This is a genomic window from Gordonia aquimaris (genome assembly GCF_026262595.1).
Taxonomy (GTDB): domain Bacteria; phylum Actinomycetota; class Actinomycetes; order Mycobacteriales; family Mycobacteriaceae; genus Gordonia; species Gordonia tangerina.
Window position 1 is genome coordinate 184,589 of the sequence record NZ_JAPKFM010000003.1, and the last position, 13,994, is coordinate 198,582.

17 protein-coding genes are annotated in these 13,994 nt (G+C 66.5%); 4 read left to right on the forward strand and 13 right to left on the reverse strand.

The genetic code is table 11. The annotated features are described in order from the left end of the window. Positions 1 to 10 precede the first annotated feature (10 nt). The 10 genes from eutC to OSB52_RS04540 all read right to left on the reverse strand — a co-directional run bounded on the left by eutC (position 11) and on the right by OSB52_RS04540 (position 9,274). Positions 11 to 787, reverse strand: a complete 777-nt coding sequence (gene eutC / locus OSB52_RS04500; protein WP_235723991.1) for an ethanolamine ammonia-lyase subunit EutC — start codon at positions 785 to 787, stop codon at positions 11 to 13. Next, positions 784 to 2,193, reverse strand: a complete 1,410-nt coding sequence (locus tag OSB52_RS04505; protein WP_266060394.1) for an ethanolamine ammonia-lyase subunit EutB — start codon at positions 2,191 to 2,193, stop codon at positions 784 to 786. Before OSB52_RS04505 ends, eutC begins: the two co-directional genes overlap by 4 nt. After that, positions 2,190 to 3,635, reverse strand: a complete 1,446-nt coding sequence (eat, locus tag OSB52_RS04510) for an ethanolamine permease (protein ID WP_266060396.1) — start codon at positions 3,633 to 3,635, stop codon at positions 2,190 to 2,192. The genes OSB52_RS04505 and eat overlap by 4 nt, the downstream gene beginning before the upstream one ends. A 153-nt stretch (positions 3,636 to 3,788) precedes the next feature. Continuing rightward, complete coding sequence (locus OSB52_RS04515; RefSeq protein WP_266060398.1) at positions 3,789 to 4,745, reverse strand: alpha/beta hydrolase; 957 nt, start codon at positions 4,743 to 4,745, stop codon at positions 3,789 to 3,791. Positions 4,746 to 4,778: 33 nt separating this feature from the next. Then, positions 4,779 to 4,931, reverse strand: a complete 153-nt coding sequence (locus OSB52_RS25240) for a DUF8730 family Cys-rich protein (protein ID WP_494516548.1) — start codon at positions 4,929 to 4,931, stop codon at positions 4,779 to 4,781. Between the two features lies 1 nt (position 4,932). Continuing rightward, positions 4,933 to 5,541: a mycothiol-dependent nitroreductase Rv2466c family protein gene (locus tag OSB52_RS04520; protein ID WP_235723995.1), complete on the reverse strand. Its 609-nt coding sequence runs from the start codon at positions 5,539 to 5,541 to the stop codon at positions 4,933 to 4,935. A 14-nt stretch (positions 5,542 to 5,555) separates the two neighbouring features. Continuing rightward, positions 5,556 to 5,957, reverse strand: coding sequence for a DUF302 domain-containing protein (locus OSB52_RS04525; protein WP_235723996.1), 402 nt, complete (start codon positions 5,955 to 5,957; stop codon positions 5,556 to 5,558). A 62-nt stretch (positions 5,958 to 6,019) separates the two neighbouring features. Further along, entirely contained in the window at positions 6,020 to 6,289 is a 270-nt protein-coding gene (locus tag OSB52_RS04530; protein ID WP_235723997.1) for a metal-sensitive transcriptional regulator, read from the reverse strand. Between the two features lie 66 nt (positions 6,290 to 6,355). Further along, positions 6,356 to 8,497 (reverse strand): MMPL family transporter, encoded by a 2,142-nt coding sequence (locus OSB52_RS04535; protein ID WP_266060402.1) that lies wholly within the window; start codon positions 8,495 to 8,497, stop codon positions 6,356 to 6,358. 210 nt (positions 8,498 to 8,707) lie between these two features. Further along, positions 8,708 to 9,274 (reverse strand): TetR/AcrR family transcriptional regulator, encoded by a 567-nt coding sequence (locus OSB52_RS04540; RefSeq protein ID WP_266060403.1) that lies wholly within the window; start codon positions 9,272 to 9,274, stop codon positions 8,708 to 8,710. Positions 9,275 to 9,393: 119 nt separating this feature from the next. On the opposite strand from OSB52_RS04540, the gene OSB52_RS04545 reads away from it, so the two are divergent. Continuing rightward, the gene (locus tag OSB52_RS04545) at positions 9,394 to 10,299 is read left to right on the forward strand and encodes an SDR family oxidoreductase (RefSeq protein WP_266060404.1); all 906 of its coding nucleotides are present in this window, start codon (positions 9,394 to 9,396) and stop codon (positions 10,297 to 10,299) included. A gap of 4 nt (positions 10,300 to 10,303) precedes the next feature. On the opposite strand, the gene OSB52_RS04550 is transcribed toward OSB52_RS04545, so the two are convergent. Continuing rightward, complete coding sequence (locus tag OSB52_RS04550) at positions 10,304 to 10,774, reverse strand: nucleoside deaminase (protein WP_235724001.1); 471 nt, start codon at positions 10,772 to 10,774, stop codon at positions 10,304 to 10,306. Between the two features lie 119 nt (positions 10,775 to 10,893). Between OSB52_RS04550 and OSB52_RS04555 the strand changes: the two genes are divergently transcribed. From OSB52_RS04555 to purB, 3 genes are read left to right on the forward strand one after another with little or no spacing between them, the layout of a single operon-like run. Continuing rightward, positions 10,894 to 11,487 carry a TetR/AcrR family transcriptional regulator gene (locus tag OSB52_RS04555; RefSeq protein WP_266060406.1) on the forward strand — a complete coding sequence of 198 codons (594 nt, stop codon included), beginning with the start codon at positions 10,894 to 10,896 and terminating at the stop codon, positions 11,485 to 11,487. A gap of 33 nt (positions 11,488 to 11,520) precedes the next feature. Continuing rightward, positions 11,521 to 11,925, forward strand: a complete 405-nt coding sequence (locus OSB52_RS04560; RefSeq protein ID WP_266060408.1) for a hypothetical protein — start codon at positions 11,521 to 11,523, stop codon at positions 11,923 to 11,925. 56 nt (positions 11,926 to 11,981) lie between these two features. Then, positions 11,982 to 13,409 carry an adenylosuccinate lyase gene (purB, locus tag OSB52_RS04565; protein ID WP_235724004.1) on the forward strand — a complete coding sequence of 476 codons (1,428 nt, stop codon included), beginning with the start codon at positions 11,982 to 11,984 and terminating at the stop codon, positions 13,407 to 13,409. 49 nt (positions 13,410 to 13,458) lie between these two features. On the opposite strand, the gene OSB52_RS04570 is transcribed toward purB, so the two are convergent. Both OSB52_RS04570 and OSB52_RS04575 read right to left on the reverse strand, forming a co-directional pair. Next, on the reverse strand, positions 13,459 to 13,752 hold the full coding sequence (locus OSB52_RS04570; protein ID WP_235724005.1) for an Rdx family protein: 294 nt from the start codon (positions 13,750 to 13,752) through the stop codon (positions 13,459 to 13,461). Continuing rightward, on the reverse strand, positions 13,749 to 13,988 hold the full coding sequence (locus OSB52_RS04575) for a hypothetical protein (protein WP_266060410.1): 240 nt from the start codon (positions 13,986 to 13,988) through the stop codon (positions 13,749 to 13,751). Before OSB52_RS04575 ends, OSB52_RS04570 begins: the two co-directional genes overlap by 4 nt. Between the last annotated feature and the right edge of the window lie 6 nt (positions 13,989 to 13,994).

The following is a 13,994-nucleotide window of genomic DNA, read 5'->3' on the forward strand; positions in this document are numbered from 1 at the left end:
GACCGTCTCGTCACGACTGATCCAACACTTCGCGGGCGCTGTCGGGGAGTTCGGCGCGCGAGGTGTCCTTGAGTGCGACGCCGGACCGACCGAGCTTGCGGGCGCCGTCGACGAGGGCGGCGGTGATGGCGGCAGCGGTGTCGTAGTCGAGTCCGTCGGGCGGATGGATGTTGGAGATGCAGTTGCGGTCGGCGTCGTTGAGGCCCACTCGCGGTCGGTGGGTCAGGTAGATGCCGAGGCTGTCGGCGACAGACAGTCCGGGGCGTTCTCCGATGATCATGATCACCGTCTGCGCCCCGAGCGCCTGCCCGATGTGGTCGCCGAGTGCCACGCGGGCCTGGGTGGCGATGACTGGCGGCGCGAGGGTGAACCGCGAGCCGAGTCTCGCCAATAGCGCCGCCAGCAGCCCCGACCCGTGATCGGTGAGTGCGCGTGGCGACAGTCCGTCGGCCAGCACGATGGCGATGTCGGCGCCCGTGTCGGGGAGATGGGCGACGTCGGCAGGTCGGCGACCCAGATCGGGGCGGCGCAGGTACTCGCTGCGGGAATGCGCTTGGCTCTCGACTGCCAGCGCGGGCGCGATGTCGAGGTCGGCGAGTTGCTTTCGGAGGTCGTCGAGGTCAAGCGGATCGTGCACGGCGTCGCGTGCGGCGGCATGCGCCGCCTGGAATTCGAGCACCCGACGCGACGGCATCGAGTTGCCGGCTCGTCCCAGACCGATGCGGGCCTGTGTGGTGCGCCGCAGCTCGGACCAGATGTCCTCGGCGGGGCGGTGTGCGCCGGTCATCGAGCCGCAGTGAGGGATCGCAGGGGCGAGCCGGCCAGATCGACGGGCAGGATCCGTCCGTCGTCGTCAGCCATTCCGAGGCCGGCCAGCCACGTCTCGAACTCGGGGGCGGGGCGTAGCGAGAGTGCCTGACGCACGTACAGCGCGTCGTGAAATGACAGGCTCTGGTACCCGAGCATGACGTCGTCAGCGCCGGGCACGGCGATGACGAACGCGGCTCCGGCCACGCCCAGCAGGGTCAGCAGGGTGTCCATGTCGTCCTGATCGGCTTCGGCGTGATTGGTGTAGCAGACGTCGACGCCCATCGGGAGTCCGAGGATCTTGCCGCAGAAGTGATCTTCGAGTCCGGCCCGGATGATCTGTTTGCCGTCGTAGAGGTATTCGGGGCCGATGAATCCGACGACCGTGTTGATCAGCAGGGGTTCGATGTCGCGGGCGACGGCATAGGCGCGGGTCTCGAGGGTCTGCTGATCGACGGGTTTGCCGCCGGTCCCGACGTGGGCGTCGGCCGACAGCGCCGACCCCTGCCCGGTCTCGAGGTACATGACGTTGTTCCCGACGGTGCCACGACGCAGCGAGCGTCCCGCTTCGTTGGCCTCACGCAGCAGCGCGATGTCGACGCCGAAACTGCGGTTGGCGCCCTCGGTGCCGGCGATCGACTGGAAGACGAGGTCGACCGGCGCCCCCTGTTCGATGAGGTCGACGGTGGTGGTGACGTGCGACAGCACACACGACTGCATGGGAATGGCGAATCGCTGCCGGATGTCGTCGAGCAGATGCAGCAGATCGGACGTGGCGTGGGGGGAATCGGTGGCCGGGTTGATCCCGATCACCGCGTCACCGCACCCCATCAGCAGCCCGTCGAGCGTGGCCGCCGCGATTCCGCGCGGGTCGTCGGTGGGGTGATTGGGCTGCAGTCGGGTCGCGATGGTCCCGGGCAGTCCGATGGTGGTGCGGAAGGCTGCGGTCACCGTCGCGGCCGAGGCCACCAGGATCAGATCTTGGTTGCGCATGATCTTCGACGTGGCCGCCACCATCTCGGGCGTCAAACCCCTGGCGACAGAGGCGATCCGGGCGGCGCTGTCGTCGCGGGCAGCGGTCTCGAGAAACCAGTCGCGCAGTCCGCCGACGGTGAGATGGGAGATGACTCTGAACGCCTCGCGGTCGTGGGAGTCGATGATCAGGCGGGTGACCTCGTCGGACTCGTACGGAACGACCTGCTCGTCGAGGAATGTGGTGAGCGGCAGATCGGCGAGTTGCCAGGCCGCGGCGGCCCGTTCGGCATCCGACTCTGCGGCACATCCGGCGAGTTCATCACCGGATCGTCGGGGCGTCGCCTTGGCCATGAGGTCGACAAGGCCATCGAACTCATATGTCGTCCCCGAGATGGTCTGGCTGAACTTCACCGCAGCTCCTCCTCCGCTTGCGCCAGGGCAGCGAACTCCTCGTCCGGCGAGTTCGCGACGAGCCGATGACGGCTGTACACAGCGAAGTACAACATGAAAAGTGCGAACACGCCGAGGCAGCACAGCGCGGCCACCACATCGACGAGGAACGTCGCGATCACGGCGATGACCGCGATCACCAAGGCGAATCCGGTGGTCACCACGCCGCCCGGTGTGCGGTAGGGGCGCTTCATATCGGGCTCGCGACGACGAAGAACGATGTGGCTCACCATGATCAGCACGTAGCTCGAGGCGGCGCCGAATACCGCCATGTTGAGTAGCAGGTCACCTTCGCCGGTCAGGGACAGCAAGAACCCGATGACGCCGGGCACGATCAGCGCCAGTGTCGGAGCCTTGCGTCGGTTGGTGACCGACAGGATCGTCGGGAGGTAACCGGCGCGTGACAGGGCGAACAACTGTCGTGAGTAGGCGTAGATGATCGAGAAGAAGCTCGCGATCAGGCCCGCCAGGCCGATGTAGTTGACCACCTTGGCCATCCCGGAATCGCCCAACGCCTCGACCAGCGGATTGCCGGACTCCGACATCGGGCCCGCACCACCGGCACCGGTGGTCAGCACCAGTACCGTCACGCAGGTGATCAACAGGACGCCGATGGCGGCGATGATGCCGCGCGGGACATTCCGTTCCGGGTTGGAGGTCTCCTCGGCGGCCAGGGGGACCCCTTCGATGGCCAGGAAGAACCAGATCGCGAACGGGATGGCCGACCAGATTCCCAGGTAGCCGAACGGCAGGAACGACGATGAGCCGGCCGCGTCGGTGGCCGCGATGTCGGTGAGATTTCCGGCGTCGAAATGCCCGATTGCGGCGATCGCGAAGACGACCAGACCGACCAGGGCGATGGCGGTGATCACGAACATCACCTTCAGCGCCTCGCCGACTCCGGAGAGATGGATACCGATGAAGATCGCGTACACGGCGAGGTAGATCCACCACCCGTCGACGATGCCGAACAGGTTGAGCGAGTCGACGTAGGCGCCGATGAACGTGGCGATGGCGGCCGGGGCGATCGAATACTCGATCAAGATGGCTGTGCCGGTGGCGAATCCGCCCCACGGGCCGAGGGCGCGCCGGGCGAAGGTGTAGCCGCCGCCGGCTGCCGGGAGGGCGGAGGACAATTCCGCCATGCCCAGAACCAGGCACAGATACATCGCCGCGATGATGACGGCGGCGATGGCGAGGCCGCCGAATCCGCCCTCGCCGAGTCCGAAGTTCCAGCCGGAGTAGTCACCGGAGATCACGTAGCTGACGCCGAGTCCGGCCAGCAGCAGCCAGCCGGCGCTGCCGCCCTGTAGTTGGCGTTTTGCGAGATAGCTCTGTGACTCGGAGTGGGTGTCGACACCACCGGTGAGGTGATGCGGATGCCTTGGGTCCTCGGTTGCCACGGTCGGCCTCCTTCTGCGCACCGGTTCATGATGTGAACAACACTGACTGACAAACGTGATCCCTGACACTATTGAGACAACGTTGCAACCGAGTTGGTCAGGCGCGGCACTGGCCGTTCGGACAGGAGGGCGGGACGTGGCGGCCGAGGACGCTCATCGTGCGAGACTGCGGCCGAGGAACTCCACGTGATCGGGTAACACGCTGCGCCAGTAGCGGTTGGTGTGCCCACCTGCGGAAGTGCCGAATGCGGCGGGCGGGTGGAGGTCGGCGGCCCACTGTCGGGTGTAGGTGAAGAACTGGTCCGACGACCCGATGCAGATCAGCAGCGGGATCCTGGCGAACGCGGATTGCTGCCCGAACAGCGAGTTGACTCGATAATCGGCGGCCGAATCGAAGGCGCGGGGTGGGAAGTTGCGTGGATCTGCCCACAGCGCAGGGGAACTCACCGACACCGCGGCGACCTTGGGTGGCCCGACCAGCGCGCCGAGCCGGAGCGCGCCGTAGCCACCCATCGACCAGCCGAACAGGCCGATTCGCTCGGTGGACAGGTTCAGCGCCTCGTCGGCCTCGAGCATTGGTAGGAACTCGTCCAGGATCATCGCGGCACCGTCGGCGCCATCGGTGCGCCGGTGGTAGTAGTTGCGCCCGACGTCGGCCGACGCCAACGCGAACGGCACACCGCCGTCGTCGACGTAGCGTTGCAGCACGTTCTGCATCTGCTGCTTCTCGGAGAAGATCGATTGCTCGTTGGTGTTCAGCGCGTGCAGTACCACCACGACCGGCAGTCGCCCGGTGACGCCGTCCGGGCGTGCGACCGCCCAGCGTGTCTCGCGGCCGCCCATCTTGGCCGATCGAAAACTGCCGGTGATCAGCGCCGGACCCTCGCTGGGGATCTCCGCCGGACTCTGCTCGGGGGGTAGTTCGTCGTCGGCGGCGTGCGCGCCCAGACGCGGCGGGTCGATGTCGGGTTGCTCGTCGTGGGCGCAGGCGGACAATCCACCGATCATCGCCGCACCCAGACCGCCGACGAGGACCGAACGCCGGCTGACCCGTCCACCGCTGTGGGTGAACGGGTCAGCTGCGATCGGGAAACGTGGTTCGCGGGGCATCGACTCCACAGCGTACTGGTGTCGTCGTGACGGTCAGCCGCGCCGGAAGAAGCCACGCTTTCTGGCATCGGCGTGCCCCGGGCACCACTTATTCGCGGGCACCATCCGCCGCACAGCGTCGACGTGGCTGCCGCAGCCGGCCCACGTGGTCTTGCCGCATTGGGGGCAACGGGTGGGATGGCACATGTCAGGCCGGCGTTTCGTGCATGTTCGGTGGGCCGGACTTCGGTCGCTCCACCTGCGCGAAGGCCGGTGACGAAGCCAGTGCGGTGAACCCGCCGAAGAGGCGTACCGCTTCCTCAGGTGCCGGGATCTCGGTGAGTACCGGGCCGAAGAAGGCGCGACCGTTAACGACGGTGATCGGACTGCCACCAGAGTCGCCGAGTGCATCCTGGCTGCGTTGGTGTGCCGCACGTACCGCGTCATCCCAGCTCTCGTCGTCCATGGCGGAGACCAGTGACGGTTCCAGCCCGCACTCGCTGAGCGCCTCGCGGGCCAGTTCGTCGGTCAGCTCGTTGCCCTCGGCATGCAGTCGTCGGCCGAGAGCGGTGTACAGCTCGCCGAAGTCCTCGGTCCCCGTTGCCGCGGCCACCAGGCGTCCGATGCGGCGCGATGTCTGTAGGCGCGCGGCCTGGGCGTCGTCGGCGTCCTGGTCCTCGTTCAGTACGGCGAGGCTCATCAGACGCCAGGTCACGCGGACGTCGCTGTGCTCGGCGGCGCTGGTGAGCCATCGCGAGGTGACCCAGGTGAACGGGCAGATTGGGTCTCCGTAGATCTTGACGTCGGTGTCGGTCATTGTGTCTCCGCCCCTCATGCCGATTTCAGCGCGTCCATGGCGGCCTGCAGCTTCGTCGAGGCATCGGCCGCGACGTCGGGGAGGCCCGGGGCGTCGGTCACCTGGACCATGATGTCGGGATTCATGGCCTCGACGATCACGGTGCCGTCGTGCTCGGTGTCGTCGCGGACCACGACGTTGCAGGGCAACAGCAGCCCGATCTGCCGGTCGACGTCGAGGGCGCGATGCGCCAGCGGTGGATTGCAGGCGCCGAGGATCAGGTAGTTTTCCATGTCCTCGTCGAGCTTCTTCTTCAGCGTGGCCTTCACGTCGATCTCGGTCAGCACGCCGAATCCCTGCTCGGACAGGGCCTCGCGGGTGCGAGTCACGGCGTCGTCGAAGGTGGTCTGCAATGTCGCGGTGTAGCCGAGTTGCATCGCTCTCATCCTTTCTGTTGGGGGTGTTCTCATGCTGTCCGACCGCCCGGACCCCCGGTGGGTCAGGCCAGTGCCAGAAACAGCTTCTCGAGTTGTTCTTCGGTCATGGGTTCGGCGTTCTCGACCTCCTCGCCGGACATGCACTGACGCAATCCGGTGGCGACGATCTTGAATCCTGCCCGGTCGAGAGCCCGAGACACCGCGGCGAGCTGGGTGACGACGTCCTTGCAGTCGCGGCCCTGCTCGATCATCGAGATGACGCCCGCGAGCTGGCCGTGCGCCCGCCGCAACCGGTTGAGCACCACGGTCATCGATTCTTGATCGCCTACCATGAGGTTCCTTCTTTCATTCAGTGACGCTCTCAGTGTATACCCCTCGGGGTATCGGGAGAGCGATCCTCAGTGGCTGAACGACACCTTGGGCAGGATTCGCCGTAACCACGCCGGACTCCACCAGGCACCGTGGCCGGTGATCCGCAGCAGCACGGGCAGCAGTACCAACCGAATCAGCGTGGCGTCGAGCAGGACCGCGACACCCAGAATGATGCCCATCTCCTTCGGCGGCAGCGGATCTGCCAGGGCGAAAGTGAAGAACACCGCGACCATCACCGCAGCGGCGGCGAAGATCACCCGACCGGAATGGGCGAGCCCGTCCACGTGAGCCACCTTGGGGTCCTTGGAGCGTTCATAGTGCTCCTTGGCGGTGGCGAGTAGGAACACGGTGTAGTCCATCGCGATCGCGAAGATCATGGCGAAGAAGAACACGGGGCCCCAGCCGTTCAGGAAGCCCTGAGGTTGGAAACCGAGCACCCCCGATCCCCAGCCTTCCTGGAAGATCAACCGCGCGACGCCGAAGGCGGCGGCGGTCGACAGCAGACTCACCACGGTGCCCAGGAGTGCGATCAACGGGGCCTGCAGCGCGATCAGCAGCAACAGGAAACCGAGCGTGAGGATCACCCCGACCACGATCGGGAACCAGTCATTCAGGGCTTGTTGCAGATCAATGTTCTCCGCGGGAGCGCCGCCGACCAGGGCGTCGGGCGGAAGTGCAGTGCGCAGCTCGGTGACGATCGTGTTCATCTGGTCATCGGAGGGGTCGACCGCAGGGATGGCCTGCAGCATCACGTAGCCGGAGCCGTCGGCGTCCGGTTGCGGGGGAGTGACCATCGCGACGCCGGGTGTCGAGGACGCAACCTCGGCGGTCTGTGCGGCCTGAGCCTCGGGTGCGATGATCTGCAGCGCACCGGGTGCACCCGGGCCCATGGCTTCCTGTACGACCTCGTAGCCCTGGCGCACCGGTGCGTCCTCGGGGACGACGCTGATCGACGGCATGGCGACCTTGATACCGATCACCGGCAACGCCAACACGATCAGGATCGCCAGCGATCCGACCGCGAACGGCCACGGGTGGCGGTGCAGCAGTTCACCCCACCTGGCGAACACCGGCGAGCGATGCTGCTGGCGCTTGGCCCACGGCAGTGAGACGGCGTTGACGCCGTTACCGATGGCGCCGAGCACCGCGGGCAGCAAGGTCATCGTGGCCGCCAGCACGAACACGACGGCCAGCATGATGCCCACCGCCATGGTTCGGACCGCGGGCGCGGGCACCAGGAGCACCGCCGACAAGCTGACCAACACCGTCAGGCCGGACAACATCACGGCCTTGCCGGCCGTGTCCATGGTCTCGACGGTGGCCGCGACCTTGTCCTTGCGGTGAGCCATCGCGGCGCGGAAGCGAGAGACGATGAACAGGGCGTAGTCGATGCCCAGGGCGAGCGCGAACATCATCGCGAAGTTCATGGCCCACACCGAGATTGGCGTGATCATGTTCAGCAGCACCAGGCCGCCGGCAGAGGCGACCAGGCCGGCGATGGTGAGCAGCAGCGGCAGGCCGGCGGCGACCAGTGAACCGAAGGCGAGCACCATGATCGCGAGTGTGATCGGCCAGGAAACCATCTCGGCCTTGATCATCGCGTCGTGGTTGGCCTTGTTGAAGTCGCTCCACAGGGCGGACGCACCTGTCGGATAGACGTCGATTCCGTTGCCGGACAACGCTGTCAGTTCGTCTTTGTGGTCGTCGACAGCCTTCACCATGTCGTCGGTGGTGCCGTTGGCTCCGATCAGGACGATACCGGTATGACCGTCCGGGCTGATGGTCATGCCTGGTTGTGGCGGCACGACCGCGCCGAAGCGGTCGTCGGTCGTGGCGACATCGGTGACCTGCCCGATGACCCGCTGCATGTCTTGACTCGAGATGTCCTGGTCATCGGAGTGGACGACTACCTGGACCGCCGCCGACGAGTTGCCGCCGAAGTGTTCCTCGGCGAGTTCGCGTACGGCCACCGACTCCGAACCATTGGCCTGCCACCCGGCGCCGGCCAGTGAGTTGAAGACCGAGGGTGCGAAAGCGCCGAGGCCGATCACGAGCAGCGCCCAGATCGCGAAGACCCAGCGTCGGTGTGTGGCGGTGGCGCCACCCAATCGCCCGAGGGGCCCGGTTTTCCGGGACTCCTCGGTATCTGTTTCTGCCGTTGTTGTCACGAGGTTGCCTCCAGACGCCCGGGAATATACCCAGGGGGGTATTGATCGGAACGTAGGCGACCATACCCCAGGGGGTATGAGTAGGCAAGGGGGATCATCTACTCGGATGGCCCCTCGGTTCGGTTTGGGAGTCTTAGTGGTCCCGTCTGTGAATTCGTCGGGCGTCTTCGGTGTTCGAGGCAATCCCGAAAGAATTTACGAGCAGCACCTTCAGTCGGTGGCCAGGCTGCGCAATCGGGCCACCGCCGTGTGCAGCAATGCGTCGAGTGTTTCGACGTTGTCGGCCGCCACCCACTCGGCGAAGGCGACCTTGAATGCGGCGATACCCATCTCGGCGGACAGTCGGGCGGTCGTGGCGTCGACGTCGCGGTTCTCCAGGGAGGTGGCGACGGCGTCGACAAGCGAGGTCATCTTGAGCGCTTCACGTTCGCGCAGTTCGGGATTCGCGTCGATGACGCGTTGTCGGGTCCGCGCGAACTGCATGCGGTCGGCGAAGAATGTGCCCGCGGCGCGGTGCAAGGTCGCGGCCACGGATTCCAGTGGCGGGCGGCCGGGCGGTTGCCGGTTCAGGTCATCGACGATGGCGTGTTCCAGGGTGTGTCCACTGTCGAAGAGGACTTCGCGCTTGTCGCCGAACTGGCGGTAGAACGTGCGCTCGGTGACCCCGGCGGCGGCGGCGATGTCGGCCACCGACGTCGCCTCGTAGCCCCGCTCGACAAAGAGGTGGAGCGCGGCGTTCTGCAGGCGCTCCCGCGATCCTGTCGGCCATCGTCCCACGGCCGACACGATACGTGATGACAGAACGTGACATCAGGCGTACCGTTCGTGATGTCAGATTGTGACATCACAAATCCATGGACCCGAGGGCGGGTTCCGCGATTTTCAAGGAGACTCTCGTGAAGGTTTTCGTCACCGGCGCATCTGGCCACCTCGGTTCCGCGGTGGTCCCCGAGCTCGTAGCCGCCGGCCATTCCGTGGTCGGGCTGGCACGTTCGGGCAAGGCGGCCGAATCCGTGCAGGCGCTCGGCGCTGCGGTGCGGCGCGGCGGACTCGATGACCTCGATGTGCTGTCCGCGACCGCTGCCGAGGCCGACGCCGTCATCCACCTGGCCTTTCGGCACGACCTGATGCAAGTGGGCGACCTCGCGGCGGCTGCCGAGGCCGATCTGTCAGCGGTCCGGGCGATGGCCGAGCCGCTGGTCGGAACCGGCAAGTCGTTGGTGGGTACCTCCGGCACCGCGATGCTGGCGCACATGGGTGTCCGCGGCCGTGCCGGCACCGAAGGCGACGTCGGCGACGGTGGGTACCGGATCGACACCGAGAACGAGATCATCGCCCTCGGCGAGCAGGGTGTGCGGTCATCGGTGGTGCGGCTGCCGCCCTCGGTTCACAGCGACCTCGATCGGCACGGTTTTGTGCCCGCACTGATCGGGTTCGCCCGCGACAACGGGTTCGCCGGCTACTTGGCCGACGGCACCAATCGGTGGCCGGCCGTGCACACCCGCGACGCCGCACGCCTCTACCGGCTCGCCGTGGAGTCGGCGCCCGCGGGCACCCGGCTGCACGCGGTCGGCGACGAGGGGGTTGAGTTCCGCGACATCGCGGCTGCCATCGGACGTGGGCTGGATATCCCGACCCGTCGAGTGGCGCCCGACGATGCCAGTGCTCGTTTCGGCTTCCTCGCCGCCTTTGTGCCCGTGGATAATCCGACATCTGCCGCGCGCACCGAACAGCTGTTGCAATGGCAGCCCGAACACCCAGGGCTCATCGCCGACATCGACGCCGGCCACTACTTTCGTTGACCGCTCAGGAGTGCCAGAAACCGGCATGTACCTCGCGGGCTGCCAGGATGTCGAATGGTCCGCGCACCGCGGTCGGATGTCGGCCGCGGGCGAAGACCTCCCGGCAGGGCAGCGACATGGTCGGGTTCTTGACGTCATCACCGGTCATCGCGCGCAGTTCGTCCTCGCCGAGCGCGAACACCACCGTGCGGATGCGGGCCCAATAGATGGCACCCGCACACATCGCGCACGGCTCGGTGCTGGTGTAGAGCGTCAGCGTCGCGCGGATGTCCGGATCGAACCGCTTGCCCGCGACCCGAACAAGATTGGTCTCGGCGTGGCCGGTCGGGTCGTTGTCGGTGTCGACGGTGTTGAGGGCGGTGCAGACGACCTCACCGTCCGCGTTCACCAGCAGGGCGCCGAAGGGGTGGTTTCCGTGGGCCCGTGACTCGGCCGCCAGATCGATGGCCTGATGCAGAAATGCGACGTCGTCCATCCCTCGATGATCTCAGCACGGTGCCACCTCCGTTGCCGGGATAGCGCCGAATTCACCGTTCGTGAAGCGGCTTTTGCCAAAGCAACACCCGGCAGCCAACCCTTTGGCAGCATGTTTTCATGACTTCGGCGGCAACCCCGAAGGGGCTGCGACGTCGGTCCCGATTGATCGAGGCCGCTGGTGAATTGCTGCTCGAAGGCGGGTTCGACGCGGTTCGTCACCGGGCAGTCGCCGAAAGGGCCCAGCTGCCGTTGGCGTCGACGACCTACTACTTCGGATCTCTCGAAGATCTGATGGCGGAGGCGGCGGCCGAGGTCTGCCACCGTGAGGAGAAATGTATTGCGGCCCGCCGCGACGCCGTCTCGCGTCGACGTCGCGGCGGGCACGCCACCGCCGATGCGCTGGCGGAGGTCTTCGTGGGGCCCGACACCACCATCGAGACCTTGGCCGCCCGCTACGAGACCATCGCGTTGGCCGCCCGCTATCCGCGTTTGCACGATGTGGTGGCGGATCGTCGGATCTTGTTGGCGGAGATGCATTCCGATGTGTTGCAGAAGTCGTTCCGGATCGCCGAATCCGCACGCGTGCAGCAGTTGATCGCGGTAGAAGACGGAGCCGTGGTCGGGGTGTTGGGTCGTCGGGAGGCGAGCGCCTACACGGCGACGCGGGAGGCGTTGTACGAGGTGATCGAGGTACTTGCGCCTCGCGAGTAGCGCGGGCGCATGAAGCGAGGGAGGGCGCCAGAGATGCGACAACGGGGATGGCCGCGGGTGCGGATCGTGCCGGCAGCGCTGCTGGCAGCAGCGACGGCGATGATGGTCTCACCCGGGTCGGCTACGGCAGTTCCGGTCGGCAAGGTCGATGCCGGTGTGCCGTTCTCGTCGGTCGTCTACGGCACCGGATGCCGCTACGACCTGACCGTCGACGTCAACTCGGTCGGCACGGTGACCTTCTGGGAGAGGCCGCAGGGCGCGCCCGCCCGAGTCCTCGGCTCGGCCGAGGCAGACGGGGCCATCGCGACCATCAGTTGGGTGCCGCGCCGGGTGGCCACCACACAGTTGTATGCGACGCAGAACGGGGTGACCGGCCCGGTCGCGGTGTTGCGCGTGCATCAGGGTTATGGGTCGGGGTGGGCCTGTTTCGCTTTGTGAGCGGCGGCGCGGACGTGTTCGGCAATGGGTGAGTGGGCCGCGACTACACTGTGTGCGTGTCGAAGCCCTCCATTTCCAACGTCCTGGCCGGTCGCTACGCCTCTGCTGAGCTGGCCGAGATCTGGTCACCCCGCCACAAGATCGCGCTGGAGCGTCAGCTGTGGATCGCAGTGCTCAAGGCGCAGCGCGACCTGGGGATCGATGTCCCCGACGACGCCATCGCCGACTACGAGAGAGTTGTCGACCAGATCGACCTCGACTCCATCGCCGAGCGTGAGCGGATCACACGACACGACGTGAAGGCGCGGATCGAGGAATTCAACGCGCTGGCCGGACACGAGCAGATCCACAAGGGGATGACCAGCCGCGACCTCACCGAGAACGTCGAACAGTTGCAGATCCTGCGATCGCTGCAACACGTGCACGCCCATGGCGTTGCGGTTCTGGCCCGGGTGGCCGACCGCGCCGCCCAGTACTCATCGGTGGTGATGGCCGGTCGCAGTCACAACGTCGCCGCGCAGGCCACCACCTTGGGCAAACGTTTCGCCAGTGCCGCCGACGAACTGATGATCGCGCTGACCCGCGTGCACGAACTGATCGACCGTTACCCGTTGCGGGGCATCAAAGGCCCGATGGGAACCTCGCAGGACATGCTCGACCTGCTCGGAGGCGACGCCGTGAAGCTCGCCGATCTCGAGGCTCGGGTGGCCGATCACCTCGGTTTCGCACGGTCGCTGACCTCTGTCGGCCAGATCTATCCGCGCTCCCTCGACCACGACGTGGTGTCCGCACTGGTGCAGCTCGCGGCCGGTCCGTCGTCGCTGGCTCACACCATCAGACTGATGGCCGGCCACGAGCTGGTTACCGAAGGATTTCAGCCCGGCCAGGTCGGCAGTTCGGCGATGCCGCACAAGATGAACACGCGTAGTTGCGAGCGGGTCAACGGCCTGCAGGTGGTGTTACGCGGCTACGGTTCCATGGCGGCCGAGCTGGCCGGCGCCCAGTGGAACGAGGGTGACGTCTTTTGTTCGGTGGTGCGTCGGGTGGCATTGCCCGATGCCTTCTTCGCCATCGACGGGCTGATGGAGACCTTCCTCACCGTGCTTGCCGAGTTCGGGGCTTATCCGGCGGTCATCGCCAATGAGCTTGACCGCTACCTGCCGTTCCTGGCCACCACCAAGGTGCTGATGGCGTCGGTGCGCGCCGGCGTCGGCCGGGAGAGCGCGCACGAGGCGATCAAGGAGAACGCGGTGGCCGTAGCGCTCGCGATGCGCGAGGAAGGGCGCGAACCCGACCTGCTCGACCGCCTCGCCGCCGACGACCGAATTCCGCTCGACCGCGCCCAGCTCGAGGACTTGCTCGCCGACAAGTCGGTGTTCGTGGGCGCCGCCGAACAGCAGGTCGCCGATGTGCTGGCCGCGGCGGAGAAGGTCGTCGCGCAGTACCCCGACGCGGCTGCCTACACGCCGGCGCCGATCCTGTAGCTGCTCGCCACCCTGGTCCCTGATGAGGTTCGGAGCTTGCGGAGGACCGTCACGAAGTGCTTTCCGACGCCCGATCCGCGTGCCCGAGGTTCCAGTCCGGCAGTGCGACGTCGCGTACCAGCTTCTTGAGCGTCACCACATCGGGGAAGCCGCCGTCGCGTTTGCGCTCCCACACCTGCTCACCGTCGACGTCGATGTGGAACACACCCCCGGTTCCGGGTACCAGCGTCACCGCCCCGAGGTCGGTGCCGAAGGTATTCAGGAGCTCGCCGGCCATCCACGACGCCCGCAGCAGCCAATTGCACTGCGTGCAGTAGGTAATGGTGATCTGCGGGCCGGTCACGCTGATCCCGCCACGACGGTGGTCTCGTCGGACTGCCGGCTCGGGCCGAATCGTGCGCGCAGACGCCGAGGTCGATGATTCATGCCGACCATGATCGCCAACGTCGCCGGGGAACACAACGCGCCGACGACCGATGCCGGGCCCGATCCGAGAGCTCGCAGGGTCTCCCTGCGGTCGAGATAGAACGACTTTCCACTCTGTGTCCGTGCTGCCGGGGCACGCGGCTTCCCGGGCATGTCCTA

Excerpts from the sequence above, each read along its gene's own strand:
- OSB52_RS04520 (WP_235723995.1), bottom strand. The coding sequence starts at position 5,541 with ATGACCGACACCGACGTCAAGATCTACGGAGACCCAATCTGCCCGTTC.
- OSB52_RS04550 (WP_235724001.1), bottom strand. The coding sequence starts at position 10,774 with ATGGACGACGTCGCATTTCTGCATCAGGCCATCGATCTGGCGGCCGAG.
- eutC (WP_235723991.1), bottom strand. The coding sequence starts at position 787 with ATGACCGGCGCACACCGCCCCGCCGAGGACATCTGGTCCGAGCTGCGG.
- OSB52_RS04525 (WP_235723996.1), bottom strand. The coding sequence starts at position 5,957 with ATGCAACTCGGCTACACCGCGACATTGCAGACCACCTTCGACGACGCC.
- OSB52_RS04515 (WP_266060398.1), bottom strand. The coding sequence starts at position 4,745 with ATGCCCCGCGAACCACGTTTCCCGATCGCAGCTGACCCGTTCACCCAC.
- OSB52_RS04555 (WP_266060406.1), top strand. The coding sequence starts at position 10,894 with ATGACTTCGGCGGCAACCCCGAAGGGGCTGCGACGTCGGTCCCGATTG.
- OSB52_RS04560 (WP_266060408.1), top strand. The coding sequence starts at position 11,521 with ATGCGACAACGGGGATGGCCGCGGGTGCGGATCGTGCCGGCAGCGCTG.
- OSB52_RS25240 (WP_494516548.1), bottom strand. The coding sequence starts at position 4,931 with ATGTGCCATCCCACCCGTTGCCCCCAATGCGGCAAGACCACGTGGGCC.
- OSB52_RS04575 (WP_266060410.1), bottom strand. The coding sequence starts at position 13,988 with ATGCCCGGGAAGCCGCGTGCCCCGGCAGCACGGACACAGAGTGGAAAG.
- OSB52_RS04530 (WP_235723997.1), bottom strand. The coding sequence starts at position 6,289 with ATGGTAGGCGATCAAGAATCGATGACCGTGGTGCTCAACCGGTTGCGG.